This is a genomic window from Cupriavidus sp. 207A1 (assembly GCF_057798955.1).
This window is the reverse complement of the sequence record NZ_JBYOJO010000006.1, coordinates 194,965-219,179: the sequence shown is the minus strand read 5'-3', so window position 1 is coordinate 219,179 and position 24,215 is coordinate 194,965. Positions and strand designations below refer to the sequence as shown.

At 69.8% G+C, this 24,215-nt stretch carries 24 protein-coding genes, 1 other RNA gene and 1 riboswitch; of the genes, 13 read left to right on the top strand and 12 right to left on the bottom strand.

The window, feature by feature from the left end; translation table 11 throughout:
* The first annotated feature begins 43 nt into the window (after positions 1-43).
* Positions 44-862 (top strand): prolipoprotein diacylglyceryl transferase, encoded by an 819-nt coding sequence (lgt, locus tag AC3FMM_RS13365; protein ID WP_115680992.1) that lies wholly within the window; start codon positions 44-46, stop codon positions 860-862.
* 21 nt (positions 863-883) lie between these two features.
* Here the strand turns inward: lgt and AC3FMM_RS13360 are convergent, their stop codons facing one another.
* Both AC3FMM_RS13360 and AC3FMM_RS13355 read right to left on the bottom strand, forming a co-directional pair.
* A complete protein-coding gene (locus AC3FMM_RS13360; RefSeq protein ID WP_115680991.1) occupies positions 884-1,903 on the bottom strand; it encodes a M48 family metallopeptidase in 1,020 nt (339 codons plus the stop codon).
* A 6-nt stretch (positions 1,904-1,909) separates the two neighbouring features.
* Positions 1,910-3,001 carry a YjgN family protein gene (locus AC3FMM_RS13355; RefSeq protein ID WP_488686815.1) on the bottom strand — a complete coding sequence of 364 codons (1,092 nt, stop codon included), beginning with the start codon at positions 2,999-3,001 and terminating at the stop codon, positions 1,910-1,912.
* 766 nt (positions 3,002-3,767) lie between these two features.
* Here AC3FMM_RS13355 and AC3FMM_RS13350 point away from each other — a divergent pair.
* From AC3FMM_RS13350 to AC3FMM_RS13330, 5 genes are all read left to right on the top strand, one after another.
* Positions 3,768-4,508, top strand: a complete 741-nt coding sequence (locus AC3FMM_RS13350; protein ID WP_488686814.1) for a GntR family transcriptional regulator — start codon at positions 3,768-3,770, stop codon at positions 4,506-4,508.
* A 70-nt stretch (positions 4,509-4,578) separates the two neighbouring features.
* Positions 4,579-6,012: a malonyl-CoA decarboxylase domain-containing protein gene (locus tag AC3FMM_RS13345; RefSeq protein WP_115710597.1), complete on the top strand. Its 1,434-nt coding sequence runs from the start codon at positions 4,579-4,581 to the stop codon at positions 6,010-6,012.
* Between the two features lie 165 nt (positions 6,013-6,177).
* Positions 6,178-7,194 (top strand): Bug family tripartite tricarboxylate transporter substrate binding protein, encoded by a 1,017-nt coding sequence (locus AC3FMM_RS13340; protein WP_488686813.1) that lies wholly within the window; start codon positions 6,178-6,180, stop codon positions 7,192-7,194.
* 39 nt (positions 7,195-7,233) lie between these two features.
* Positions 7,234-8,016, top strand: coding sequence for an enoyl-CoA hydratase/isomerase family protein (locus AC3FMM_RS13335; protein ID WP_488686812.1), 783 nt, complete (start codon positions 7,234-7,236; stop codon positions 8,014-8,016).
* Positions 8,017-8,085: 69 nt separating this feature from the next.
* Complete coding sequence (locus tag AC3FMM_RS13330) at positions 8,086-9,639, top strand: malonate--CoA ligase (RefSeq protein WP_115680985.1); 1,554 nt, start codon at positions 8,086-8,088, stop codon at positions 9,637-9,639.
* Between the two features lie 85 nt (positions 9,640-9,724).
* On the opposite strand, the gene AC3FMM_RS13325 is transcribed toward AC3FMM_RS13330, so the two are convergent.
* The 6 genes from AC3FMM_RS13325 to AC3FMM_RS13300 all read right to left on the bottom strand — a co-directional run bounded on the left by AC3FMM_RS13325 (position 9,725) and on the right by AC3FMM_RS13300 (position 13,140).
* Positions 9,725-10,423 carry an SIMPL domain-containing protein gene (locus AC3FMM_RS13325; protein ID WP_116312988.1) on the bottom strand — a complete coding sequence of 233 codons (699 nt, stop codon included), beginning with the start codon at positions 10,421-10,423 and terminating at the stop codon, positions 9,725-9,727.
* Positions 10,424-10,556: 133 nt separating this feature from the next.
* A complete protein-coding gene (locus tag AC3FMM_RS13320) occupies positions 10,557-11,381 on the bottom strand; it encodes a sulfite exporter TauE/SafE family protein (protein WP_488686811.1) in 825 nt (274 codons plus the stop codon).
* Between the two features lie 76 nt (positions 11,382-11,457).
* Positions 11,458-11,940, bottom strand: coding sequence for an EVE domain-containing protein (locus tag AC3FMM_RS13315; protein WP_172581755.1), 483 nt, complete (start codon positions 11,938-11,940; stop codon positions 11,458-11,460).
* Positions 11,941-12,037: 97 nt separating this feature from the next.
* A non-coding RNA gene (gene ssrS, locus AC3FMM_RS13310) (6S RNA) lies at positions 12,038-12,255 on the bottom strand.
* A gap of 235 nt (positions 12,256-12,490) precedes the next feature.
* Positions 12,491-12,823 carry a cell division protein ZapA gene (locus tag AC3FMM_RS13305; RefSeq protein WP_062801552.1) on the bottom strand — a complete coding sequence of 111 codons (333 nt, stop codon included), beginning with the start codon at positions 12,821-12,823 and terminating at the stop codon, positions 12,491-12,493.
* Positions 12,820-13,140: a hypothetical protein gene (locus tag AC3FMM_RS13300; RefSeq protein WP_012353681.1), complete on the bottom strand. Its 321-nt coding sequence runs from the start codon at positions 13,138-13,140 to the stop codon at positions 12,820-12,822. Before AC3FMM_RS13300 ends, AC3FMM_RS13305 begins: the two co-directional genes overlap by 4 nt.
* A 210-nt stretch (positions 13,141-13,350) precedes the next feature.
* Positions 13,351-13,643: riboswitch (cobalamin riboswitch) on the top strand.
* A gap of 74 nt (positions 13,644-13,717) precedes the next feature.
* Between AC3FMM_RS13300 and AC3FMM_RS13295 the strand changes: the two genes are divergently transcribed.
* The 7 genes from AC3FMM_RS13295 to AC3FMM_RS13265 are packed head-to-tail and all read left to right on the top strand — an operon-like array spanning position 13,718 to position 20,575.
* Entirely contained in the window at positions 13,718-15,610 is a 1,893-nt protein-coding gene (locus tag AC3FMM_RS13295; RefSeq protein ID WP_473702965.1) for a TonB-dependent receptor domain-containing protein, read from the top strand.
* Positions 15,611-15,625: 15 nt separating this feature from the next.
* Positions 15,626-16,633 carry a FecCD family ABC transporter permease gene (locus AC3FMM_RS13290; RefSeq protein ID WP_115710590.1) on the top strand — a complete coding sequence of 336 codons (1,008 nt, stop codon included), beginning with the start codon at positions 15,626-15,628 and terminating at the stop codon, positions 16,631-16,633.
* Complete coding sequence (locus tag AC3FMM_RS13285) at positions 16,630-17,472, top strand: ABC transporter ATP-binding protein (protein ID WP_414247600.1); 843 nt, start codon at positions 16,630-16,632, stop codon at positions 17,470-17,472. Before AC3FMM_RS13290 ends, AC3FMM_RS13285 begins: the two co-directional genes overlap by 4 nt.
* The gene (gene cobO / locus AC3FMM_RS13280) at positions 17,465-18,097 is read left to right on the top strand and encodes a cob(I)yrinic acid a,c-diamide adenosyltransferase (RefSeq protein WP_115710586.1); all 633 of its coding nucleotides are present in this window, start codon (positions 17,465-17,467) and stop codon (positions 18,095-18,097) included. The genes AC3FMM_RS13285 and cobO overlap by 8 nt, the downstream gene beginning before the upstream one ends.
* Before the next feature lie 32 nt (positions 18,098-18,129).
* Positions 18,130-19,170 carry a nicotinate-nucleotide--dimethylbenzimidazole phosphoribosyltransferase gene (cobT, locus tag AC3FMM_RS13275; RefSeq protein WP_488686810.1) on the top strand — a complete coding sequence of 347 codons (1,041 nt, stop codon included), beginning with the start codon at positions 18,130-18,132 and terminating at the stop codon, positions 19,168-19,170.
* A complete protein-coding gene (locus AC3FMM_RS13270; RefSeq protein WP_488686809.1) occupies positions 19,167-20,009 on the top strand; it encodes an adenosylcobinamide-GDP ribazoletransferase in 843 nt (280 codons plus the stop codon). The genes cobT and AC3FMM_RS13270 overlap by 4 nt, the downstream gene beginning before the upstream one ends.
* Entirely contained in the window at positions 19,994-20,575 is a 582-nt protein-coding gene (locus AC3FMM_RS13265; protein ID WP_326346582.1) for a histidine phosphatase family protein, read from the top strand. Before AC3FMM_RS13270 ends, AC3FMM_RS13265 begins: the two co-directional genes overlap by 16 nt.
* Here the strand turns inward: AC3FMM_RS13265 and AC3FMM_RS13260 are convergent, their stop codons facing one another.
* Genes AC3FMM_RS13260 through cobU form a run of 4 tightly spaced genes read right to left on the bottom strand, consistent with a single transcriptional unit; the run spans position 20,576 to position 24,180 of the window.
* Positions 20,576-21,481 carry a cobalamin-binding protein gene (locus AC3FMM_RS13260; protein WP_116313295.1) on the bottom strand — a complete coding sequence of 302 codons (906 nt, stop codon included), beginning with the start codon at positions 21,479-21,481 and terminating at the stop codon, positions 20,576-20,578.
* Positions 21,482-21,494: 13 nt separating this feature from the next.
* Complete coding sequence (cobD, locus tag AC3FMM_RS13255; RefSeq protein WP_488686808.1) at positions 21,495-22,511, bottom strand: threonine-phosphate decarboxylase CobD; 1,017 nt, start codon at positions 22,509-22,511, stop codon at positions 21,495-21,497.
* Complete coding sequence (locus tag AC3FMM_RS13250) at positions 22,508-23,482, bottom strand: CobD/CbiB family cobalamin biosynthesis protein (protein ID WP_488686807.1); 975 nt, start codon at positions 23,480-23,482, stop codon at positions 22,508-22,510. The genes cobD and AC3FMM_RS13250 overlap by 4 nt, the downstream gene beginning before the upstream one ends.
* The gene (gene cobU, locus AC3FMM_RS13245; RefSeq protein WP_115710576.1) at positions 23,476-24,180 is read right to left on the bottom strand and encodes a bifunctional adenosylcobinamide kinase/adenosylcobinamide-phosphate guanylyltransferase; all 705 of its coding nucleotides are present in this window, start codon (positions 24,178-24,180) and stop codon (positions 23,476-23,478) included. The genes AC3FMM_RS13250 and cobU overlap by 7 nt, the downstream gene beginning before the upstream one ends.
* Positions 24,181-24,215: the final 35 nt, after the last annotated feature.

The window sequence follows — 24,215 nt, the reverse complement described above, 5'->3', positions numbered from 1 at the left end:
CGGCCGGCGCCGCCGCTGCCCCATAACCACCATTCACGCCAACATGCTGATTCATCCCCAGTTCGACCCGGTTGCCATCCACCTGGGCCCGCTTGCGATCCGCTGGTACGGGCTGATGTACCTGGCCGGGTTCGTCATGTTCCTGTGGTTCGGGCGCCTGCGCATCCGCCAGCCGCATATCGCCGCCAAGGGCTGGACCACGCGCGACCTGGACGACATGCTGTTCTTCGGCGTGCTGGGCGTGATCCTGGGCGGGCGACTGGGCTACGTGCTGTTCTACAAGCCGACGTACTACCTGGCGCATCCGATCGAGATCTTCAAGGTGTGGGAGGGCGGCATGGCCTTCCATGGCGGCTTCCTTGGCGTGGTGGTGGCGATGTGGCTGTTCGGCCGGCTGCGCCGGCGCCACTGGATGGAAGTGACCGACTTCATCGCGCCGATGATTCCCTGCGGGCTGGCTGCCGGACGCATTGGCAACTTCATCAACGGCGAGCTGTGGGGGCGCGCCACCGACCTGCCGTGGGGCATGATCTTCCCGCAGGCCGGCGACAACATCCCGCGCCATCCGTCGCAGCTCTACCAGTTTGCCGGCGAGGGCGTGGCGCTGTTCGTCATCCTGTGGCTGTTCGCGCGCAAGCCGCGGCCGATGGGCGCGGTCTCGGGCGTGTTTCTGATCGGCTATGGCGCGTTCCGCTTCGCCGCGGAATTCGCGCGCGAGCCCGACACCTTCCTGGGCCTGCTGGCGCTGAAGCTGTCGATGGGCCAGTGGCTGAGCCTGCCGATGATCCTGGCGGGCATCGCCATGGTGATCTGGGCCTACCGCCGCCAGCCCGGCGCCGGCGCGCCGCAGCCGGCGGCCTGAGCCCCGCCTGCCCAGCGCGCGCTAGCGGCCGGCACGGCGCAGCGCGTCGATGCGCGCCTGCGTGTGCGGGTGCGTCGACAGGAAGTCTTCGCCACGCCCGGCCTGCGCTTCGTCGGGCTTGCCCTCGCGCTGCTCCAGCGCGACCAGCACGTCGGCCAGCGCCGCCGGCGGCAGGCCGTTGCGCTGCATCACGTCGATGGCATAGGCGTCGGCCTCGCGCTCGTGGTCGCGCGAATAGCGCAAGGTCAGCATGGCGGCCGGCACGCCCGCCAGCACCGACGAGATATCGCCGAACAGGTAGGCCGACAGCGCGGCCAGGGCCGAGCCCTGGATCACTTGCTGCAGCCCGTGGCGGCGCGCCACGTGGCCCGCCTCGTGGGCCAGCACGCCCATCAGGCCGGCGCCGCTGCCCGCCAGGCCGACCAGCTCGTCGGTGACGATGATGATGCCCCCCGGCAGGGCCAGCGCATTGGCACCGATTTCGCCGCCCTGGCGGAACACCACCTGGTAGTCGTGCGCGGCGTCGCGCGGGCGCCGCAGCGCCGCGAAGCCGGCACGGATGCGGGCCTGCTCGGCGGCCGGCAACTGCGTCGGCGCGAGCATGCCGTGGTCCAGGCTCTCCAGCGTCAGCTGGCCGAGCCGGGCCTCCAGTTCGGCCGGCACCGCGCGTGCCATCATGCCGGCTCCCCACGGCAGCAAGACGTAGTAGCCCAGCACCAGCACCGCCACCAGCGCCGCCACGGCCAGGCCAGCGAGGCGCCAGCTGTTCTGCGCGCGCGTCACCAGGCCGTCGCGGTGGCCGGTGGAGGCCAGCAATCGGTCGAAGGCGGCATGGTCGGTGACCTCGCAGAAGGCGCCGTCGACGAAGGTGACCAGCCGCGGCGCGCGGCGCACGCGCTCCGACACGCGCAGCTGCGACAGCGGCGCGCGCCGCAATTCGGTGCCGTCTGCGTCGCGCAGCACGGCCTGCTGCGCCTCCACGGCCAGCGTGGCAGGATGCGCGCGCGACGAGCGGCCGTCGAAGAAGGTGACCGGGATCATGGCGCGTCAGAGCGCGATGTCGATGTCGTACCAGTCTACCGCCGCGTCGCCCAGCGCGCCCACCTGCTGCGCTTCGCCGGCGACGAAGCTGTCGAGCGGACCGGCCGCGAGCATGGTCACGCATTGCAGCCGGTAGCGCGTGGCGCGCACGCGCGCGAACGGCAGGAACAGGCCGAGCGTCAGGGCGATCGCAATCAGGTTGGTGACAAAGATAAAGACCATGCGCGCGGCGCTGACCTGGCTGCGGAACGCGTGCGGCGCCAGCGTGGTGTGGCTCCACACCACATTCTGCAGCCGCGCCATCAGGTAGGGGCTGACCGACAGCATGCCCAGGTAGAAGCCGGCGATGCCGAAGCCAAGCAGCGCCGCCGCGCCGAAATTGCCGATCCCCGGCGCCATCAGGAAGCCGGCCGCGGCCATCACCAGCGTGCCCGCCAGCACCACGCCGAAGGCGCGCAGGTAGGCCCGGTAGAAATCGCCCGCGCCGGCGTGGAAGCCGAACGGTGCCGTGCCGAAGCGGGTGTGGTTGTGCTGGTAGCGCTTGAAGCGCTGGTGCGCCAGCGGTCCCAGCAAGCCCAGCGTGGCCACCGCGGCCAGCGGCCACAGTACGAACACCCGGTAGGCCTCGGCATCGCCGCCGGTGAAGCCGAAGCGCAGGCCGCGGTAGCTGGAGTTGGCCATGCGGAAGCGCAGCGAACGCACCAGCAGCAACGGAAACACCGCCAGCAGCACCAGCAGCATCGCCAGCGCCAGGAACGGCGAGAAGGTCGACGCGAACTGGAACGCCAGCACCAGCCCGAACACGATGGCCCGGCCTTTCAGGATTGCCGACGGCTTGCCGTGATAGTCGAAGCTGGCGCCGTCCAGCCGCGTATTGCGGTAGAAGTACTGCAGCGTGCGCACCTTGGCCCAGGCGGAATAGATGCCCAGGGTGACGATGGTCAGCAGCGCATTGACGATCCAGATTCGGAAATATTCCGAGCCCGACCCGGTGAAGCTCAGGCCCAGCGGCCGCAGCGCGGCGGCGCCAGGGCCGGCGGGCGATGCCGGTTCGGCCGGGTTGGCGGCCAGGGTGAAATCGCTGCTGCCAGCTTGCATGGCATGACCTCCAGAGTGATGTGCGATGGCTACAGGAAACCGGCGGGGGATATCCGCGGCGGCCGGCGCCTGTTTCAAAAACGCAACGATGCCAGGCAAGGCGATTGCGGCGACGGCCTCACATTCTGACATCGATAAATACCGCCGACGGCACAATTTGTATGGCCGCGTGCCGCCAGCCCATGCCGTATCGTCCTCACCATGGAAAACCCTCGTAACACTTTGGAAACATTCTGTTACACTGATCTCATCCTGTAACAAGTTGCGGTTCGGTGCCATCCATAAAATCAAGGGCTTAGCCCGACTGGCACGTAAATCGCTAATATCACTGTTACAAGATGAGCGGCGAGCCACAGCCGCCAACGGCAGTGCCAGGGGGGAGTACGGCTCTTCGGGTCGAGAGTTACGCTAGCCGCGCTGCACGGATCAAAGGGCACGGGAAAATCCACGCGCTTTGGCGCGTTTGCAACAGGGGTGGCGCGGGGCCAGCGCCAGGTCAATCCATGGACCCACGCGACGGATGCATTCGTATCCGCCAGCGATGAATCACGCAGTTCGGCAGTTCTTTTCAGGCGCGGGCGTTTCCTTGCGGGGAGGCAAGGGACGCCCGCCGCACCTCACCACATCATTTCCCGCTGGACCTGCACGCACGACCTTGCGGTGCACCATCGAAAGTCCTTGTATCGTTCGCGCCCTAATCCATAATTATGAATTATGGGATCCGATGCACACGCCATTGGATTCTCCGTGCGATACAGGAGATGGCATGCGCATCGTCCAGCAGGCGCTGTACCTGGAAGTGGCAGACCGGCTGCGCGCCATGATCGACGCGCATACGCTGGTGCCGGGCGCATGGATCGACGAAAGCGCGATGGCCGAAACGCTGGGCATCTCGCGTACGCCGCTGCGCGAGGCGCTCAAGGTGCTTGCCGCCGAAGGCCTGGTGCGGCTGGAGCCGCGCCGTGGCTGTTTCGTCAATGAACTGTCCGAGCAGGACCTCGACGAGATCTTCCCGCTGATGGCGCTGCTCGAAGGGCGTTGCGCCTATGAGGCCGCGCGCAACGCCACCCGCGCCGACCTCGACGCGCTCGACGGCCTGCACGCCGACCTGGCGCGCTATGCCCAGGCCGGCGATATCGACGCCTACTACGAGACCAACGCCCAGATCCATGAAGCGATCCAGCGGCTGGCGGGCAACCGCTGGCTGAGCGGGCTGATCAGCGACCTGCGCAAGGTGCTGCGGCTGTCGCGCCACAAGAGCCTCAAGCTGCCGGGGCGGATCCACGAATCCTGCGCCGAGCACCTGAGCGTGTTTGCCGCGCTCAAGGCGCGCGACCCGGAAGGCGCCGAAGCCATGATGAAGACCCACTTGCTGCGCCAGCGCGGCGCGCTGCAGGCGCTCGATGCCGGCGGCGCCGCGATGGCGCAGGACGTCACCGACCTAGCCGAGGTAAAGGCGGCCGTGCGCGCCCCGCCGGCCTTGCGCGTGGCGGGCGCCGAAGACTGACTCCCGCACACCGCCACGCCAGCCACAGTTTCCCCCACGTTCACATCGATGCATCAAAGGCAGGTACCGCATGAACTCCTTCGATACGGGTGACCAGAAGATCAGCGCGCCGCTGGGCGAGAACGAGCCGTCCAGCTCCAATATCCTGTCGCGGCTGGGCCGCTGGTGGGGGCGCAAGGGCGAGGCCGACGCCAAGGCCAATGGCGATGCCAGGGCCGCCACGCCGGCCGATGGCGAGGCGCCGCTGCCGGCGCGGGTGGTGCGCCGCCAGCGCGAGCAACTGCGCCTGTGCTTCGATGCGCGCCTGACCGACGGCGCCGCCAATGCCGCCGCGCAGGCCTGGCAGGCCGAATACGAAGCCGCCGGCGAGGCCACGCGGCGCGGCATGCTGGCGGTGCTGGCCGAAGTGGCCAGCAACGGCAGCGAAGAGGCCGCGGCCGATGGCGACAAGGGCGCGCGCGCGGGCCAGGCCCAGTCCAACGCGCGCATCCGTTTCTTCAAGCGGCTGGCCGCGCTGCATGGCCAGCGCGGCAACAGCGCCTGCGGGTTGCATTTCCTGATCCAGCTGCGCGCCGACATGCTGCGCTGGCAGCGCCGCATGCCCGGGCTGCGCCCGCTCGACGACGACCTCGAGGGCTTGTTCTCGAACTGGTTCGACGTCGGCCTGCTCGAGCTGCAGCCGATCACCTGGGACTCGCCCGCGTCGCTGCTGGAAAAGCTGATCCGCTACGAGGCCGTGCACGAGATCGCCTCGTGGACCGACCTGCGCAACCGGCTCGATTCCGACCGCCGCTGCTACGCCTTCTTCCACCCGCGCATCCCGCGCGAGCCGCTGATCTTCGTCGAGGTGGCCTTTGCCCCCGAGATGGCCGCCGACGTCCATACCCTGCTGGACGAAGCCGCGCCGCTGGAAGACCTGCGCCGCGTCAAGTGGGCGATCTTCTATTCGATCAGCAACACGCAGGCGGGGCTGCGCGGCGTCAGCTTCGGCAACTTCCTGCTCAAGCGCGTGATCGAGGAAGTGCAGCGCGAATTCCCCAAGGTGAAGCAGTTCGCCACGCTGTCGCCGATTCCCGGGTTCGCCGACTGGCTGCGCAAGCAGGACGGCGAGGCCGTGGCGCGCGTGCTGGGCGACAAGCGGCTGGCGCGCTGGAGCGAACGCCACGGCAGCGCGCCCGCCGACGGCGCGGCCTGGCTGGAGGCGCTGGCGCCGGATGCCGCCGATGCCGTGGTGCGCGACACCGCGCTGACCCTGGCCGCGCATTTCCTGGTGCGCGAACGCAACCAGTCGATGCCGGCCGACCCGGTGGCGCGTTTCCACCTCGGCAACGGCGCCTGCGTGGAACGGCTCAACTGGGGCGCCGACCTGTCGCGCAAGGGCCGCAGCCAGAGCTGCGGCATGATGGTCAATTACCTTTACGTACCCGAGGCGCTGGATGACAATCTGGCACGCCTGGGCGCAGGCAACCCGCGCATCAGCCGCAGCGTCGGCAAGCTGCTGTGATCCTGGTCCGGTCACGGGGATTGTCCTTGCCCTTGCACCCGCGGCGCCTGGCGCGCCGCGACGTTTTGTCGGGAGCCATGTCGTAGAAGCAAAGCCAGCCGCGCAGTGCCCATGCGGGCGCGCGCGGCCATCAGATTGACTTTCCAGAAGAGAGAGGAGACAAAGATGAATCGTCGTCAGTTCAGCCTGGCCGCCTGCGCGCGCGCAGCGGGCCTGGTCCTTGGCGTGGCCGGCATCGGTGCCGGCGCCATGCTTGCCGCCCCCGCCCCCGCGCACGCCGATACCTGGCCGTCCAAGCCGGTCACCGTGATCGTGCCGTTCCCCGCCGGCGGCGGCACCGACGCCTTCGCGCGCCCGCTCACCGCGCAGCTGTCCAAGCAGCTGGGCAAGCAGTTCGTGATCGACAACCGCGGCGGCGCCGGCGGCACGGTCGGCGCCAGCCTCGCGTCCAAGGCCGCGCCGGACGGCTACACCGTGTTTATCGGCGGCGCCCACCACGCCATCGCGCCGTCGTTCTACAAGAAGCTGGACTACGACATCGAGAAGGACTTCATTCCGGTCACGGTGATCGCGCAGCCGCCGCAGGTGGTGGTGGTCAATCCCAACCGCGTCAAGGCCAATACGCTGCAGGAGCTGATCGCCTACGCCCGCGCCAACCCCGGCAAGCTCAACTACGGCTCGGCCGGCAACGGCTCGTCGCATCACCTGGCGGGCGAGCTGTTCAAGATCCAGACCAAGACCTTCATCACCCATATCCCGTACAAGGGCGCCGGCCCGGCACTGTCCGACCTGATCGCGGGCCAGGTCGACCTGATGTTCGACGGGCTCGGCTCGTCGGCGCAGCATATCCGCGCGGGCCGCATCAAGGCGCTGGCGGTGGCGTCGAACAAGCGCTCGCCCGCCTTCCCCAACGTGCCGACCGCGGCCGAGGCTGGGGTGCCCAACTACGAGGTATCGACGTGGTACGCGATGTGGGTGCCCAAGGGCACGCCGAAAGACATTGTCGACCGCCTCTACGCCGAGACCGAGAAGGCGCTGAACACGCCGGAGCTGAAGCAGGTCTGGCTGAACAACGGCTCGGAAACGCCGGCGTTCACGCCGGAGCAGTTCGGCCAGTTCCAGCACGCCGAGATCCGCCGCTGGGCCCAGGTGGTGCAGCAGTCCGGCGCCAAGATGGACTGACGCCATGCCCATGCCGATCCGAAGCCGGGGGATGCGCCCATGAGCGGCACCGTGCGATTTGCCGCGCAGGGCACCACCGCCACCGTGACGCTTGCGCACGCGGGCAAGCTCAACGCCATTTCCGCGCAGATGTGGCGCGAGCTGGCGGCGGGGTTTGCGCGCCTGTCGGCGGATAACTCGCTGCGCTGCGTGGTGGTGCGTGGTGCCGACGGCAACTTTGCCGCCGGCGCCGACATTGCCGAGTTTCCCGCCGAGCGCGGCGACGAGGCCGCCGTGCGCCACTACCACATGGCCACCATCGCGCCCGCGCTGGCGGCGGTGGCGCAATGCACGCATCCCACCGTGGCGATGATCGAAGGCGTGTGCGTGGGCGGCGGGCTGGAAATCGCCTGCCATTGCGACCTGCGCATCGCCGCTTCGGACAGCCGCTTCGGCGTGCCGATCAATCGGCTGGGCTTCCCGATGGCGCCTGGCGAGCTGCAAGGCCTGCTGGCGCTGGCGGGTCGCGCCGCGACGCTGGAGATCCTGCTCGAGGGCCGCGTCTTCGATGCCCCGGAGGCGCGCGAAAAAGGCCTGCTGACCCGCGTGGTCGAGCCCGCCGTGCTGGCCGCGGAGGTGGACGCCACGGTGCGCCGCATCGCCGCCGGCGCGCCCGCCGCAGCGCGCATCAACAAGGCCACCATCCATCGGCTGGCGCCGTCGCCGGCGCCGCTGTCGCCGGCCGACCTGGACGCGCATTTCGCCTATGCCGAAGGCGCGGACCACGCCGAAGGCGTCGCTGCCTTCCTGGCGCGCCGGCCACCACATTTTCGCGGGGAGTAGGGCGCGCCGACGGCACTGCTTCCTATCCTCGTTGTCTTTGCTTTCTCAGTCTTTGGTTCGCTCCCTGCCATGAACGCCAACCTGTTCGCCCTGTTCGAATCCCGCTTCCCCGCTGACCGTACCGCCTGCTGCATCGAGACGCACGACGGCCTGTACTACAGCTGGGACGACCTTGACCGCGCCACCGCCAAGCTGGCCAACCTGCTGGCCTCGCTGCACCTGCCCGAAGGCGCGCGCGTGGCGGTGCAGGTGGAAAAATCGCCCGAAGCGCTGTTCCTGTACCTGGCCACGCTGCGCGCCGGCTATGTCTACCTGCCGCTGAACACGGCCTACCAGGAGGCCGAGATCGACTACTTCGTCGGCAATGCCGAGCCGTCAGTGGTGGTCTGCAGCAGCAAGAACTTCGGCTGGGTCTCCAAGGTGGCGTTCCGCCACGGCGTGAACCATGTGTTTACGCTGGACGACGATCGCAGCGGCTCGCTGCTGTCGCGCGCGGCGGGCAAGGCCGACACCTTCGAGACGGTGGCGCGCGCCGACGATGACCTCGCCGCCATCCTCTATACATCGGGCACCACCGGCCGCAGCAAGGGCGCGATGCTGAGCCATCGCAACCTGGCCTCCAATGCGCAGACGCTGCACGAGTTCTGGGGCTGGCGCAGCGACGACGTGCTGCTGCACATGCTGCCGATCTTCCATGTGCACGGCCTGTTCGTCGCCTCGCATGGCGCGCTGCTGGCCGGCGCCAAGATGATCTGGGCACCCAGGCTCGACATGGCGCAAGTGCTGAAATTCCTGCCGCGCTGCACCGTGATGATGGGCGTGCCGACCTACTACGTGCGCATGCTGCAGGAGCCGCGCTTCGACGACGACACCTGCCGCCGCATGCGCCTGTTCGTGTCGGGTTCGGCGCCGCTGCTGCTGGAAACCTTCGACGCCTTCCGCGAGCGCACCGGCCATACCATCCTGGAACGCTACGGCATGAGCGAGACCGTGATGCTGGTGTCCAACCCCTATGACCCGGCGCTGGGCGAGCGCATCGGCGGCACCGTCGGCATGCCGCTGCCGGGGGTGTCGGTGCGCGTGGTCGACGGCGACGGCAAGCGCTGCGCGCCAGGCGAGATCGGCAACGTCGAGGTGCAGGGCCCGAACGTGTTCCAGGGCTACTGGCGCATGCCGGAAAAGACCCGCGAAGAGTTCACCGACGATGGCTGGTTCAAGACCGGCGACGTCGGCCGCTTCGGCGGCGCCATCGTCAGCCAGGCGGGCGAGCGCGCGGTGCCGGACCACTACCTGACCATCGTCGGCCGCAGCAAGGACCTGATCATCTCGGGCGGCTACAACGTCTACCCGAAGGAAATCGAGAGCTTTATCGACGAGATGCCGGGCGTGGCCGAGAGCGCCGTGATCGGCGTGCCGCACGCGGATTTCGGCGAGGCGGTGGTGGCGGTGGTGGTGCGCAAGCCCGGTGCCGACATCGACGAGGGCGCGCTGATCGGCACGCTCAAGGGCCGCATCGCCAATTTCAAGGTGCCCAAGCGCGTGCACGTGGTGGACGAGCTGCCGCGCAACACCATGGGCAAGGTGCAGAAGAACGTGCTGCGGGAGAAGTTTGCGGCGCTGTGAGGAACCGGCGAAAGCTGGGGGTTTGCTCCCCTCTTCCGCCTGCGGGAGAGGGGAGCCCTTACCAGTGGCGGTGGCAAGCGCCAGCTTACTTCAGCATCTGCACCGACCCGTTCACCGACACCGTGACCTGGGTCTTGCCGCCCTCAACCGGCACCGGTACCGCGGCGTCGGCCATCATGGCCTTGGCGGCGCCGTACATGCGCGGCACCGGCGGCACCATGCCGGTCTCGTTCACGTTCACTTCACGGATGGTGTAGCTGTTGTAGCCGAACAGTTTGGTGGTGGCCTGCGCCTTGGTGCGGAACGAGGCGATGGCCTGCTCGGCGAGCTTGGCCTCGGCGGCCTCGCGTGCTTCGCGCGACAGCGAGAAGGCGATGTTCTGCACCTGCATCTGGCTCGCCAACTCGCCCGCGAGCTTGGACACCGCCGAGAAATCGCGCGACTTCAGGATGACCTCGGAGCGCCCGCGCCAGGTGCTGATGCGGCCGTTGCGGTCGGTGCTGGGGTGGATGGTGAAGCCGCCGGATTCGGCGGTCACGCCCTGCACGCGGCGCGCCTGCGTGATGACGGCCTGGGTCCGGGTCGACAGGCCCGAGGAGATCGCGGCCGGTTCCGCGCCTTCCTGCTCCGCGGCCAGCGTCAGGTGCACGATATCGGTCGGCACCTCGGTGACGGCCTGCGCGGTCAGCGACAGCACGCCCGACGGCGTTTCCGTGGGACCGCCGTGGGCCGAAGCGACGACGGCGGTGGTGCCGAGCAGGGTGGCGGCGAGCCATTGTTTCATGTGGTTCTCCCAATCAAAACGTGATGGGTATCAGACGTGGCCGCGAGGGCGATCGTTCCGCGACATTGCAAACGATTGTTGCGGTGGCGTCGCGCGAGTGGCCTTGCTTCCCCCGTGCGGGTGACGCGGATCGTCAGAATGCCTGCCAGGCCTTCCACAACATATACGTGGCCAGGCACAGCAGCAGCACGGCGAAGACCTTGCGCAGCTGGCCCACATCCATGCGGTGCGCGGTGCGCGCGCCCAGCGGCGCGGTCAGCACGCTGGCCGCGGCGATCACCAGCAGCGCGGGCAGGTAGAGATAGCCGAGCGAGGCGGGCGGCAGCCCGGGGGCGTGCCAGCCGCTCCAGATGTAACCCGCCACGCTGGCCGCGGCGATCGGGAAGCCGAGCGCGGCCGAGGTCGCCACCGCGTTGTGGATCGGCACATTGCACCAGGTCATGAACGGCACCGAGACAAAGGCGCCGCCCGCGCCCACCAGGCTAGACAGGAAGCCGATCACGCCGCCCGCGCCGGCCATGCCGGCGAAGCCCGGCAGCTGGCGCCCCGGCTTGGGCCGGCGGTTGCGCAGCATCTGCAGCGCCGAGAAGCCGACGAAGCCTGCGAACGCCAGCGACAGCCAGCTGGTCTTCAGCGCCGCGAAGACCTTGCCGCCGCCGACCATGCCGCCGATCACGATGCCGGGCGCCAGCGCCAGCACGATCGGCCAGCGCACCGCGCCGCGCTTGTGGTGCGCGCGCACGGACGACAGCGAGGTGAACAGGATGGTGCCCATCGAGGTGGCGATCGCCGTATGGACGATGGCTTCGCCGGCAAAGCCCAGGCTGGTGAACAGCAGCGTCAGGAACGGCACCATCATCATGCCGCCGCCCACGCCGAGCAGGCCGGCGCAGAAGCCGGTGAATGCGCCCAGTGCGAGCAGGGCGGGGATCAGCACCGGCAGGTTGTCGAACGGCATCGTGTCAGCAAGGTGGTTGTTATTGTCGTCAGCCTTGCCGCGCAAGGCCTGGTGCGGCGTGGCAACGCCAAGCCCGTCAGCCCATCAGCTTGCCGGTGATATAGCGCCATTCCGCAGGCGTCACCGGCGTGATCGAGAGCCGGTTGCCGCGCCGGAGCACCACCATGTCGGCCAGCGCTTCATGCTCGCGCAGCTCGGCCAGCGGGATCAGGCGGCTCTTGCGTTCGAAGCGCACGTCGACCAGCAGCCAGCGCGGCGCCTCCGCCTTGGATGCTGCGTCGAAATACGGGCTCTTGCGGTCGAACTGCGTGGGGTCGGGATAGGGCGCGGAGCAGACCTCGGCCAGTCCGGCGATGCCGGGCTCGGGGCACGACGAGTGGTAGAACAGCACGCCGTCGCCCACCTGCATGGCGTCGCGCATGAAGTTGCGCGCCTGGTAGTTGCGCACGCCGGTCCACGGCAGCGTCCGTTCCCGGGCCAGGTCGTCGATGCTGGCCTCGTCGGGTTCCGATTTCATCAGCCAGTACTGGCGGGCGCGTTGGTTCTGGTTAGGGCTCACGGCGCTGCTCAGGAAAGGAAGGCCCGCGCGGGAAAACACGGGCAAGCATGCAGGCAAGAAAAAAGGCGATGGTTCAGAAAACCACCGCCTTTTTTAGGGGGTCCCCGCCTCGGCCGCTGGGTCGGCATCCTGAACCCAAGTGAGGTTCAGAGTGGCTGCGGAAGTCGCATTTCGGGTACATCATCCACTCAGGGAGTCCAGGCCAGGCCCGGACTATGAATGCGACGACGCGCTCGCCCACGCGACATAATCCCGCACCATGCAATGCATATCGGTTCAAGGAGTTTATGACCCTCACGAACCAGGCAGGGAAACTGTCAAACGTCTGACTGTCCACGTGCTGGATGTCAGACGTTTGCCGTTTCTAACAAGGATGGGATGAAAACGGCGGCCAGGCGCGATAACCTGACCTGTCAGCTGCACTTCTGTGGTGCCTCGTGCAGTCTGGCTACACTATACACCGCGTTGCAGGCCATACCAAGTGCGCTCGCGCGTGTCGTTACATTTTGCGCGGCAGCGCGGCATCCGCAGCACATCCCACCCGTGCTGCTCAGCCGCGCGTACCGGTGCCCACGTGGGCATATTGCCGCAGCGCTTCGTCGGCGCGATCGTTCAGTTCGCGGATGCGCGCGCGGATGGCGTCGACCGGGATCGCGCCCTCGGCCTGCTGCTTGCGCTGCAGCGACAGCAGGTCCGAGGCGATGCTGATCGCGGCCATCACCGCCACGCGCTCGACACCCTTGGCCGCGCTGCCGCTGCGCAGCTTGTTCATCTGCGTGTCGACCAGGGCCACGGCCTCGAGCAGCGCGGCCTCGTTCTCGGGCGCGATGGCGAAGCGGTAGGCCTGGCCGGCGATGTTGACTTCGACTTGCTTGTTGCTCATGCGTGTTCTCCGGGGGCCTTGTGCGCTTCGGCGCCCTGCGCCACGGCCTCTTCGCCGAGCAGGTCGAGCTGGCGCGTGTCGCTGGCGGTCGGCAGCTTGTCAAGGATGGACTGGATGCGCAGCTGCGCTTCCTCGATCTTGATATTGAGCAGTTCGCGGTCGGCGGCCATGGCCTCGCGCTCGCCGCGCAACTGCGCGGCTTCGCCCTCCAGCCGCGCGATCTCGTCGCGCAGCCGCTGGTTCTCCGCCGCCAGGGTGTCCGCATGGTGCAGCACGCGCCCGATCTTGGCGGCCAGTTGTTCGAGTTCGGTGAGCATAGGGCCTGTCATGATGGGAGTAGTGTCAGGTATCGCGATTCTAGCCGATGCGCCGGCATGCACAATGCGGAGGAAAGGTTTGTGACCGGCCGCCCGCATGGAAGTTGCAGGCTTCTGCACCCAAGACGCCGCGAGAGTGTGACAAAACGCTACCACGCGGCCCATGCGCGCAGTGGGGTTGCCGCGTTGACGCGGGGGGCGAAACGCCATAGACTCGCGCACGTTCCAGGTGCTCGCCCTTTTCGTCCCTGGCGAAGGGGCAGTTCAACGGGAAACAGGGAGCCGGGCCGGCTGCGCGCCGGACAGGCCAACCTGTGCTGCCCCCGCAACGGTAAGCGACCGCGGTGCGCATGCGCCAGCCACATCGCTGGCAAGGCCCGATCCGTCATCGGATGCCAGGCCACATGCCCGCAGGACCGGCCACACGCCACTGAACCGCAGGTTCGGGAAGGCGCCGGTTCCGTGTCGCCAGCCCGGATACCGGCCTGAACGCGGGCTGCCGCCCGTGCGCGGCACGCCTCATCGCCATATGGCCCGCGGGGGAACGGGCCCGGCCGTTCCTATCCAGTCCTGCATCATGCGTTCATCGCTTCACAGGTCGACCCGCCCGGCAAGCCCGGCGGTGCGTCCGTCCGTGCCCGCCATCCTGGCGGCCATGGCCTCGTTCACCCTGGTTCCCGGTACCGCTTCCGCGCAGGCGGCGGACAGCCGCACCGCGCAGCTCGCGCCGGTGGTGGTCACTTCCACCCGCACCGCGCAGTCGATCACCGAGGCGCTGCCGCATACCACGGTGGTCACGCAGCAGGACATCGCCAATGCGCAGGCGCCGGACCTGCGCACGCTGCTGCGCAGCCAGGCCGGCGTCGAGTTCGCGACCAACGGCGGCATGGGCAGCAATACCTCGCTGTTCATGCGCGGCGCCAACTCCAACCAGACCCTGATCCTGATCGATGGCGTGCGGGTGTCGTCGGCCAGCAGCGGCACCGCGCAGCTGGCCAATATCCTGCCCGACCAGATCGACCGCATCGAGGTGGTGCGCGGCAACGTCTCGGCGCTGTACGGCTCGGACGCGATCGGCGGCGTGGTGCAGATCTTCACCAAGAGCGGCGCGGGCCAGGCGCCGGCGGCCAACGCCGCGGTGGAGTACGGCAGCAACAATACGCGCCAGGGTACGGTCGGCTATGGCGGCCAGGTCGGCGATACCTCGTTCAACCTGACCGGCTCGGCGTTCAAGACCGACGGCTTCTCGTCGATCAATACGAAGCAGGCGCCGCGCGCCAACCCCAACGACAACCCGTACGAGAACCAGAGCGTGTCGGGGCAGGTGAAGCACCGCTTCACGCCCAACTGGGATGCCGGCATCACCGGCTACTACTCGAAGAGCAAGCTGTCGTTCGACAGCGCCTTCGGCCGCCCCACCGACGAGAACCGCACCGACAGCGAGCTGTACACGCTGTCGGCCTTCGTCAACGGCAAGCTGGGCACGGACTGGACCACGCATTTCAAGCTGTCGCAGAGCGAGGACCGCAGCGACACCTTCCTCAACGGCAGGCCCAACGGCACCTTCAATACCCGCAACCGCCAGTTCAACTGGCAGAACGAGTATGCGCTGGCCGCCAACCACACGCTGCTGTTCGGCACCGACTACCTGCAGCAGGAGCTGGACTCGAGCGCCTACGGCGCGCCGACGCGCAATGTGTTCTCGGTGTTCGGCGGCTATGACGGGCGCTTCGGCAAGCACCAGCTGCAGCTCAACGCGCGCAACGACCACTATTCCGACTTCGGCAACCAGGGCAGCTTCTTCGCCGGCTACGGCTACAACCTGACCGACGCCTTCAAGCTGATCGCCAGCGTCAGCAATGCCTTCCGCGCGCCGACCTTCAACGAGCTGTACTTCCCCAACTTCGGCCAGCCCAACCTGCAGCCCGAGCGCGCCAAGTCGGTCGAGGCCGGCGTGCAGTACACCACCGCCAGCGCCGGCCTGCTGCGCGTGACCGCCTTCGAGACGCGCTACCACGACCTGATCGTGTCGGCGCAGCAGCCCAGCGGCATGTTCCTGGCGCAGAACGTCAACAAGGCCAAGGTGCAGGGCATCGAGGCATCGTGGCGCGCCACCGTGTATGGCACCGACTTTGGCGCCAGCGTGACCTTCCAGAACCCGGTCGACGAGCAGACCAACACCCAGCTGCTGCGCCGCGCGCGCCGCCATGCCGCGCTGGACGTGGGCCGCGATATCGGCAACTGGCGCTTCGGCGGCGAATGGCTGCTGTCGTCGTCGCGCATGGATGCCGGCTCGCGCCGGCTGGGCGGATACGGTATCGTCAACCTCACCGCCCGCTACAACATCGACAAGCAATGGTTCATCGCCGCCCGCGTCGAAAACCTGTTCGACAAGGACTACCAGCTCGCCTACCCCTACAACACGCAGGGGCGCGCGGGCTTCATCACGCTGGGCTGGCGCCAGCGATGAGCGCGCGGGCGCGCCATGTCTGAATTCCGGCGCGCCCTGGCGATCTGGCTGGCGCTGGCGTTTGCGGCGCTGCTGGCGTTTGCCCTGTCGCTGGCGCTGGGCAGCGTTGCGCTCGATGCGCGCGCGCTGTGGCTGGCGCTGAGCGGCGCCGACACCGGCACCGCCGGCGCCATCGTGCATGAGCTGCGGCTGCCGCGCGCGGCCGCGGCCTTTGCCTGCGGCGGGCTGCTGGCCCTGTCCGGGGCGCTGATGCAGGTGCTGCTGCGCAACCCGCTGGCCGAGCCTTACGTGCTGGGCGTATCGGGCGGCGCGTCCACCGCCGCGCTGCTGGCGATGCTGGCGCTGGCGCCGTGGTGGGGCGTGCAGGCGGCCGCCGCGCTCGGCGCCCTGCTGGCGATGGTGCTGGTGGCATCGCTGGCGCGGCGCGACTTGCTGCATCCGCAGGTGCAGGGCGGCCATCGCGAAGCCGGCGCGCGGCTGCTGCTGACCGGCGTGATCCTGGCTGCCGGCTGGGGCGCGGTGATTACGCTGATCCTGTCGGTCGCGCCGGAGTCGCGCCTGCGCGGCATGCTGTTCTGGCTCACCGGCGATCTGGGCGGCACCGCCAGCTACGGCGGCGCGCTGGCCATGCTGGTGGCGGCGCTGCTGCTGGCCATGCCGATGGCGCGCGCGCTCAACGTGATGCTGCTGGGCGAGACCGTGGCGCAGGCGCTGGGCGTGCGCGTCGGGCGCGTGCGGCTGGCGACCTTCATGCTGGCATCGCTGTGCATTGCCGCGGCCATCACCACCGCCGGCTCAATCGGCTTTGTCGGGCTGGTGGTGCCGCACCTGGTGCGGCTGGCCTGGGGCAACGACCAGCGCATGCTGCTGCCGGCCGCGACGCTGTTGGGCGGCGCGCTGCTGATGGCGGCCGACCTGATCGCGCGCACCGTGGTGGCGCCGGCGCAGTTGCCTGTGGGGGTGATCACCGGGCTGCTGGGCGTGCCGACCTTTCTCTACCTGCTATTGCGGAGGCCGCGATGAGCGCCGCCACGCACTGGTCCTTGCCGCTCGCGGCTTGCCCGCGGCTGACGCTGCGCGAGCTGCGGCTGCGCACCAGCCAGCGCGTGCTGGTGGACCGGCTGAGCCTGGCCGTCGGCCCCGGCGAGCTGTGGTGCATCGCCGGCCCCAACGGTGCCGGCAAGTCCACGCTGATGACCGTGCTGGCCGGGTTGCGTCACGCCGACGGCGGCAGCGTCGAGATCGACGGCACCGCGCCGGCGCTGGTCGACCCCGCGCTGCTGGCGCGCCAGCGCGCCTACCTGCCGCAAGCCGTGCACGACACCTTCCCGATGCCGGTGCTCGACGCCGTGCGCGTGGGCCGCCATCCGCACCTCTCGGGTTGGGGCTGGACCGGGCGCGAGGACGACCGCATCGTGCACGACGTGATCCGCGCCATGGATATCGAGGCGCTGGCCGCGCGCGATGTGCTGACGCTGTCCGGCGGCGAGCGCCAGCGTGTCTCGCTGGCCGCGGCACTGGCGCAGCAGGCGCCGCTGCTGTTGCTGGACGAGCCGGTCTCGCACCTGGACCTGCGCCACCAGATCCTGGTGCTGGAGCAGCTGGCCGCGCTGGCCAGGGCCGGGCGCCACGCCATCGTGGTGATCCTGCACGACCTGACGCTGGCGCTGCGCTACGCCACCCATGCCCTGCTGATGGCTGAAGACGGCACCGCGCTGCACGGCCCCGCCGCGCAGGTGCTGACCCCCGAACACTGCTCGCGTGCGCTGCGCACCGCGATCGTCAGCGTCAGCGACGGCGCCCATACCGCGCTGATTCCCGACGGCGCGCGCCCGACCACACCACACTCACACCATGACTGAAAACCACAACCCCGCCGAGCAGAACCCCGACCGCGATGCCCGCCACAAGGCGCGCATGGTGCGCAAGAAGGAAGTCGTCGACGCCAAGATCGCCGCCGCGCAGGACGAGCGCGGCGTGATCGTCATTACCACCGGCAACGGCAAGGGCAAGTCCAGCTCCGGCTTCGGCATGGTGGTGCGCGCGCTCGGCCATGGCATGCGCGCCGGCGTGGTCCAGTTCATCAAGGGCGCGCAGCCCACCGGCGAAGAAATGTTCCTGCGCCGCTTTCCCGACCAATGCGCCTTCCATGTGATGGGCGAGGGCTATACCTGGGAAACCCAGGACCGCGCCCGCGACGTGGCCAAGGCGCAGGCCGCGTGGGAGGTGGCGCGCGCCATGCTGCGCGATCCCGGCATCGGCCTGGTGCTGCTCGACGAACTCAACATCGCGCTCAAGCTGCACTATCTTGATGTGGAGCAGGTCATCGCCGACCTGCGCGCGCGCCCGCCGATGCAGCACGTGGTCATCACCGGCCGCGGCGCGCCGCCGGCGCTGGTGGAGGCGGCCGACACCGTCACCGACATGACCCCGGTCAAGCACGCGTTCCAGCAGGGCATCAAGGCCCAGCGTGGCGTGGAAATGTAGCCCTTTTTTTCTGAGTACCCGATCCAGGCATCATGCAGTTTCCCGAAATCCCTCCGCTCGACGAAGCGCTGCGCCCCGTGCTGCAGGCCGCCATCGATGACAAGACCAAGCCGCTCGGCGCGCTCGGCCGGCTTGAAGCGCTGGCCCTGCAGCTGGGCCTGATCCAGGGCACCGCGCGGCCGGTGCTGCGCCGGCCCACGGTGATCGTGTTCGCCGCCGACCATGGCGTGGCCGACGCCGGTGTCAGCGCCTATCCGGCCGAGGTCACGGCGCAGATGGTGCAGAACTTCCTGGCCGGCGGCGCGGCCATCAACGTGTTCTCGCGCCAGCACGGCATTGCGCTGGAAATCGTCGACGCGGGTGTGCGCGTGCCGCTGCCGGCGGCGCCGGGCCTGGTCAACTGCCGCATTGCCGATGGCACCCGCAACTTCGCCGCCGAGCCCGCGATGACGCCGGCACAGGCGGCCGCGGCGATGACCGCCGGCATGGCGCGCGTGCTGCGCCATGCGCAGCAGGGCTGCAACGTGATCGGCTTCGGCGAGATGGGCATCGCCAATACCTCGGCCGCGGCGTGCCTGATGCAGCGGCTGACGGGCCTGCCGCTGGAGGATTGCATCGGGCGCGGCACCGGGCTGGACGACGCCGGCCTGGCGCGCAAGCGCGAGGTGCTGGCCGGCGCGCTGGCGCGGCATGCCGATGCGCAGGCACCGCTGGACGTGCTGGCCACCTTCGGCGGCTTCGAGATCGCGATGATGGCCGGCGCCTTCCTGGCCGCCGCGGCCAGCCGCATGGTGATCCTGGTCGACGGCTTTATCGCCACGGCGGCGCTGCTGGTGGCGCAGCGGCTGGACCCCAACGTGCTGCCGTACTGCGTGTTCACGCACTGCTCGCACGAGCGCGGCCACCGCGCGCTGCTGGCGCAGTTCGAGGCCGCGCCGCTGCTGGCGCTGGACCTGCGCCTGGGCGAAGGCACCGGCTGTGCGCTGGCGTGGCCGCTGCTGGCCTCGGCCGCGGCGTTCCTGAACGAGATGGCCACCTTCAGCGGCGCCGGCGTCAGCACCGCATCGCCATGAGCGTGCCGACCGACCCGGTGCCCGTGCCCGAACCCGGACCCGGACCCCGCAGCCCCGCGGGCGTGGCCGGCGAACTGCGCTATTTCCTGACGGCGCTGGGCTACTTTACGCGCGTGCCGCTGCCGGGCTGGCTGGCGCGCTGGGTCGGCTTCGAACCCCATTACCTGCATGCCGCCGCACGCTATTTCCCGCTGGTCGGGCTGCTGGTGGGCGGCGCGGGCGCGCTGGCCACCTGGGGCGCGGCGCTGTGGTGGCCGCCCGGCGTGGCCGTGCTGCTGGGCATGGCCGCGACGCTGCTGCTCACCGGCGCCTTCCATGAAGACGGGCTGGCCGATTGCGTCGATGCCTTCGGCGGTGCGTGGCAGCGCGAGGACGTGCTGCGCATCATGCACGATTCGCGCATCGGCGCGTTCGGCGCGATCGCGCTGGTGGTGGCGCTGCTGCTGAAGTGGCAACTGCTGGTGGCGATCGCCGGGCGCGGCGGCATCGCGGTGCTGCTTGCCGTGCTGGTCGCCGCGCATGCCGCCAGCCGCGCGATGGCGGTCAGCTACCTCGCCACGCTGACCTACGTGCGCCCCGAGGGCAAGGCCAAGCCGGTGGCGCAGAAGCTGGCCGGCGCGGGCCTGGTGTTCGCGCTGCTGTGCGGGCTGGTGCCGCTGTGGCTGGTGTCGCCAGGTTTCTGCGCGGTGGCGGTCGGGATGCTGCTGGTGCTGCGCCTGCTGCTCGGCCGCTACTTCGTGCGCCGCATCGGCGGCTATACCGGGGATTGCCTCGGCATGGCCCAGCAATGCGCCGAGATCGGACTCTACCTGGTGGCCGCCGCATGGACGTGGTCCTGATCCGGCATGCGCAGCCGCAGGTGCCGGCAGGCACCTGCTATGGCTGCCTCGACCTGCCGCTGCTGGCGCCGCTGACGCCGCCCGCGGCGCGTATCGTTGGCGGCCTGCCGGCTCCCGATCGCATCGTGGCCAGCCCGCTGGCGCGCGCGCTCGGCACGGCACAGGCACTGGCCCGGGCATGGCCTGGCGGCGTGCCGGACATCGACACCGAACCTGCGCTGCGCGAAATCGACTTCGGCAGCTGGGAGGGCGTGGCCTGGGATGCGATCGACCGCGGCGCGCTCGACCAGTGGGCGGCCGACCTGCTGCATGCGCGCCCGCACGGCGGCGAATCGCCGGCGCAGGCGATGGCGCGGGTGGTTGGCTGGGCCGCGACGCTGGCCGAAGCTCGCGCGCAATGTCTGTGGGTGGTCGGCCATGCCGGGCCGATGCGCATGCTGGCGGCACACTGGCTGGGCGTGCCGCTGTCGACCACGGTCAGCTGGGAGCTGGGCTTCGGCGCCAGCTGCGGCTTCAGGCTGGGCCAGGGCGGGGCGCGGCTGGGCTGGTGGAACCGCGCCGGCTGATCAGCGCGCCGGCCGGCGGCTACGCGCGGTGTCGAGGTCCTTGCACAGCTGCGCCGCGCCCTGCACCACGCGCGGGCCGGCACGGTTGAGCAGGTCGCCGTCGATCACGAACAGGTTGTTGCGCGCCACCGCCGTGACCTGCTTCCAGCGCCGCCACATCTCGAAATCCGGCAGCGGCTGGTCCGAGCGCGTGGCGCCCATGCCCGCCGTCACCATCGCTTCCGGATTGCCCGCGATCACCGCTTCGACCGACACCGTCGGCACCAGCGGCGTCTCGGCCGCGAACAGGTTGCGGCCGCCGCACAGCACCAGCATGTCGCTGACCAGGTGCTGGCCGTTGAGCGTCATCAGCGGCTGCTGCCAGACCTGGTAGAACACCGTCACCGGTGGGCGTGCCGCATAAGTTTTGCGCAGCGTTTCCACTTGCTGGCGGAAGCCGTCGGCGGCGCGCCGCGCGGTGGCTTCGGTGCCGAGCAGCGTGCCGAGCTTCTCGATATTGTCCGGGATTGCCGCCAGCCTGCGCGGCTCGCTGTAGAACAGCGGGATGCCGAGCGCGCGCAGGCGGTCGGCCTGCTTCTGCGCATTGCCGTGGCGCCACACCACGATCAGGTCGGGCTTGAGTGCGGCAATGCGCTCCAGGTCCAGCGCCTTGTTGTCGCCCACGCGCGCGATCTCGCGCGCCTGCGGCGGGTAGTCGCTGTAGCTGACGGTGCCGACGATGCGGTCGCCCGCACCAGCGGCGAACAGCATCTCGGTGACGTGCGGCGCCAGCGAGACCACGCGGCGCGCCGGCTGCGCCAGGGTCACGGTCTGGCCGGCGTCGTCGATGGCGGAGACAGTGGCGCTGGCGGGCAGCGCCGCGAGCAGCAGCGCGCAGGCGAGGACAGGAGTCAGGCGATTCGGCATGGCATGGTCAAGGTCAGGCAGCGGCCGCCAGCGCCGCGTCCAGCCGCTGCCAGGCCAGCGGCTGGTCCGGTGGCAGGCCAAGGCGCAGGCTCGGCGGGCAGCCGCCGGCGGCATCGAAATAACGGGTCCAGACGCCGTGCTGCGCCAGCACGTGTTGCAGCTGCGCCGCGTCGCGATGCGGGACCCAGCAGAACAAGGGATGCATCACCGGCGGCAGGCCGTGGTGTTCCAGCACGGCGGCCAGTCGCGCCCCGCACGCTTGCAGCCGTGCCCGCGTGGCGTGCTGCCACGGCTGGTCGGCCAGCGCGCGGCGCGCCACCTCGCGCGCGGGGCCGGCGACGGTCCAGTGGCCCAGGCGCGCGCGCAGCGCGTCCAGCAGCGCCGGCTGTGCCAGCACGAAGCCGCAGCGGATGCCTGCCAGCCCGTAGAACTTGCCGATCGAGCGCAGCACCACCAGCCCGGGGCGTTCGCTGTGCGCGGCGACGGAACCGCCGGGCAGGCAATCGATAAAGGCCTCGTCGACCAGCAGCGTGCCGCCGCGCGCCGCCAGCGCGGCATGCCAGCGCAGCAGCGTGGCGGCGGGCAGCACGCGCGCGGTCGGATTGTTGGGGTTGACCACGACCAGATGATCGAGCGCGTCGGCCAGATCAGGCCGGTTGAAGTCGGCTTCGTCCAGCAGCACCACGGTGTGCCCCGCGGCGGCGAACGCCGGCGCGTATTCGCTGTACCCCAGCGCGGCGACGCCGACCCGTCCCGGGCGCAGCAGCGCCGGCAGCGTACGGATCGCGGCCTGCGAGCCGGCCACCGGCAGCGCATGGGGCGCGCCGCATGCCGCCGCGGCCAGTTCGGCCAGGCCGTCGTCGTCCTGCGGCAACCTTTGCCACACCTGCGGCGGCAGCATCGGCACCGCATAGCCGTCGGGGTTGATGCCGGTGGACAGGTCGAGCCAGTCGTCGGCCGCGCGGCCGTAGCGGCGCACCGCGGCAAGCAGGTCGCCGCCATGGCGGATCGGGGGCAGGGCGGTGTTCATGCCGGTGCGGACACCATCAGTGCGGCAAGCGCGCTGGCGGCTGCCAGTGCCAGCCACAGCCATAGCGTGCGTTCGACCAGCCGCAGACAGGCCATCACATGCGCCGCCTGCGGCGCGGTGCCGGTGCCCAGCGGCGGGCGTTGCTCGATTTCACCGTGATAGCGCGCCGGGCCGCCAAGCCGCACGCCGACGGCGCCGGCTCCCGCGGCCATCACCGGGCCGGCATTGGGGCTCGACCACGCCGGCGCCTGCGTGCGCCAGCAGCGCAGCGCCTGCGCGGTGGCGCCGAGCAGCGCATACGACAGCGCGGTAAGCCGCGCCGGTACCAGGTTGAGCGCATCGTCGAGGCGCGCCGCGGCCCAGCCGAAATGCAGCAGCCGGGGCGTGCGGTAGCCCCACATCGCATCGAGCGTATTCGCCAGCCGGAACACGACCACGGCCGGCGCGCCGCCGGCCAGGAACCAGAACAGCGCGCCGAACACCGCGTCATTGCCGTTTTCCAGCGCCGATTCGCAGGCGGCGCGGGCCAGTGCCTCGGTGTCGGCATCGGCGGTGTCGCGCGAGACGATGCGCGCGGTCAGCGCGCGCGCGGCGGGCAGGTCGGCCGCGCCCAGCGCGTCGGCGATCGGGGCGATATGCTGGTGCAGGCTGCGCGCGCCCAGCGCCGCGTACAGCACCAGCGCATGCAGCGCCAGCGCGGCGAGCGGGTGCCAGCGGGCCGCGGCGGCCACCAGCCACCATGTCAGCGCGGCCGGGACCAGCACCAGCGCGCACCACCCGGCAAGTCCGGCAAGGCGCGGGCGCCATGGCGCATTACGTTGCGAGGGAGGGTTGAGGCGTCGTTCCAATGCGGCCGCGATGCGGCCGAAGCCCACCAGCGGATGCCAGCGGCGCGGCTCGCCGAGCCAGCGGTCCAGCAGTGCCCCGATCCATGCCGCTGCCACGCATGCCGGCCAGGCCAGCATCAGCATGCGGGATCGGGCCCCTTTACCGCCACCGGGATGCCCGCCACCAGCAGCCGCACGCAGTCGGCCGCGGCGGCCAGCTTCTGGTTCAGGCGGCCCAGTTCATCGACATAGAAGCGGGTGATGGCGCCCATCGGGATCACGCCGAAGCCGATCTCGTTCGAGACCAGGATCACGTGGCCGGGCAGCGTCGGCAGCGCGTTGAGCAGCGCCTCGATTTCTTCGGTGAAGGCCGCCGGTGGCGTGATCACGCCATGCTCGGGATAGCTGCGGCCATTGGGGAATAGCAGGTTGTTGATCCACAGCGTCATGCAATCGACCAGGATGCAGCCGTCGTGGCGCGCGTTGGCATAGAGCGCGTCGGCCAGGTGCACCGGCTCTTCGACCAGGCGCCAGTCGGCGGGGCGGCGCGCGCGGTGCAGCGCGATGCGCACCTCCAGTTCCTGGTCCGCGTGGGCCGGGTCCTGGTGCGCGGTGGCGATGTAGGTGACCGGCCCGCCGGTAAGGGTGGCGTGGTCGGTGGCGAGCTGTTCGGCAAAATGGCTCTTGCCGGAACGTGCCCCGCCCAGCACCAGGGTCAGCTGGCGGCCGCCGCTCCCGCTGGCGGCAGCGCGCGGCTGTGCGGCAGGGGCGATGCCGGATGCGTTAGCGGGTGCGATGGCCGGGGTTTCCATCCGCGTATTGTAGCCGCCGCATCCGGGCATGGCACGGCCCGCGTGCGGGCCGGTGCGATAATCCG

What these genes read in the sequence shown, in the direction of transcription:
- lgt (WP_115680992.1), top strand. Translation starts at nt 44, where the DNA reads ATGCTGATTCATCCCCAGTTCGACCCGGTTGCCATCCACCTGGGCCCG.
- AC3FMM_RS13360 (WP_115680991.1), bottom strand. Translation starts at nt 1,903, where the DNA reads ATGATCCCGGTCACCTTCTTCGACGGCCGCTCGTCGCGCGCGCATCCT.
- AC3FMM_RS13355 (WP_488686815.1), bottom strand. Translation starts at nt 3,001, where the DNA reads ATGCAAGCTGGCAGCAGCGATTTCACCCTGGCCGCCAACCCGGCCGAA.
- AC3FMM_RS13350 (WP_488686814.1), top strand. Translation starts at nt 3,768, where the DNA reads ATGCGCATCGTCCAGCAGGCGCTGTACCTGGAAGTGGCAGACCGGCTG.
- AC3FMM_RS13345 (WP_115710597.1), top strand. Translation starts at nt 4,579, where the DNA reads ATGAACTCCTTCGATACGGGTGACCAGAAGATCAGCGCGCCGCTGGGC.
- AC3FMM_RS13340 (WP_488686813.1), top strand. Translation starts at nt 6,178, where the DNA reads ATGAATCGTCGTCAGTTCAGCCTGGCCGCCTGCGCGCGCGCAGCGGGC.
- AC3FMM_RS13335 (WP_488686812.1), top strand. Translation starts at nt 7,234, where the DNA reads ATGAGCGGCACCGTGCGATTTGCCGCGCAGGGCACCACCGCCACCGTG.
- AC3FMM_RS13330 (WP_115680985.1), top strand. Translation starts at nt 8,086, where the DNA reads ATGAACGCCAACCTGTTCGCCCTGTTCGAATCCCGCTTCCCCGCTGAC.
- AC3FMM_RS13325 (WP_116312988.1), bottom strand. Translation starts at nt 10,423, where the DNA reads ATGAAACAATGGCTCGCCGCCACCCTGCTCGGCACCACCGCCGTCGTC.
- AC3FMM_RS13320 (WP_488686811.1), bottom strand. Translation starts at nt 11,381, where the DNA reads ATGCCGTTCGACAACCTGCCGGTGCTGATCCCCGCCCTGCTCGCACTG.
- AC3FMM_RS13305 (WP_062801552.1), bottom strand. Translation starts at nt 12,823, where the DNA reads ATGAGCAACAAGCAAGTCGAAGTCAACATCGCCGGCCAGGCCTACCGC.
- AC3FMM_RS13300 (WP_012353681.1), bottom strand. Translation starts at nt 13,140, where the DNA reads ATGCTCACCGAACTCGAACAACTGGCCGCCAAGATCGGGCGCGTGCTG.
- AC3FMM_RS13295 (WP_473702965.1), top strand. Translation starts at nt 13,718, where the DNA reads ATGCGTTCATCGCTTCACAGGTCGACCCGCCCGGCAAGCCCGGCGGTG.
- AC3FMM_RS13290 (WP_115710590.1), top strand. Translation starts at nt 15,626, where the DNA reads ATGTCTGAATTCCGGCGCGCCCTGGCGATCTGGCTGGCGCTGGCGTTT.
- AC3FMM_RS13285 (WP_414247600.1), top strand. Translation starts at nt 16,630, where the DNA reads ATGAGCGCCGCCACGCACTGGTCCTTGCCGCTCGCGGCTTGCCCGCGG.
- cobO (WP_115710586.1), top strand. Translation starts at nt 17,465, where the DNA reads ATGACTGAAAACCACAACCCCGCCGAGCAGAACCCCGACCGCGATGCC.
- cobT (WP_488686810.1), top strand. Translation starts at nt 18,130, where the DNA reads ATGCAGTTTCCCGAAATCCCTCCGCTCGACGAAGCGCTGCGCCCCGTG.
- AC3FMM_RS13270 (WP_488686809.1), top strand. Translation starts at nt 19,167, where the DNA reads ATGAGCGTGCCGACCGACCCGGTGCCCGTGCCCGAACCCGGACCCGGA.
- AC3FMM_RS13265 (WP_326346582.1), top strand. Translation starts at nt 19,994, where the DNA reads ATGGACGTGGTCCTGATCCGGCATGCGCAGCCGCAGGTGCCGGCAGGC.
- AC3FMM_RS13260 (WP_116313295.1), bottom strand. Translation starts at nt 21,481, where the DNA reads ATGCCGAATCGCCTGACTCCTGTCCTCGCCTGCGCGCTGCTGCTCGCG.
- cobD (WP_488686808.1), bottom strand. Translation starts at nt 22,511, where the DNA reads ATGAACACCGCCCTGCCCCCGATCCGCCATGGCGGCGACCTGCTTGCC.
- AC3FMM_RS13250 (WP_488686807.1), bottom strand. Translation starts at nt 23,482, where the DNA reads ATGCTGATGCTGGCCTGGCCGGCATGCGTGGCAGCGGCATGGATCGGG.
- cobU (WP_115710576.1), bottom strand. Translation starts at nt 24,180, where the DNA reads ATGCCCGGATGCGGCGGCTACAATACGCGGATGGAAACCCCGGCCATC.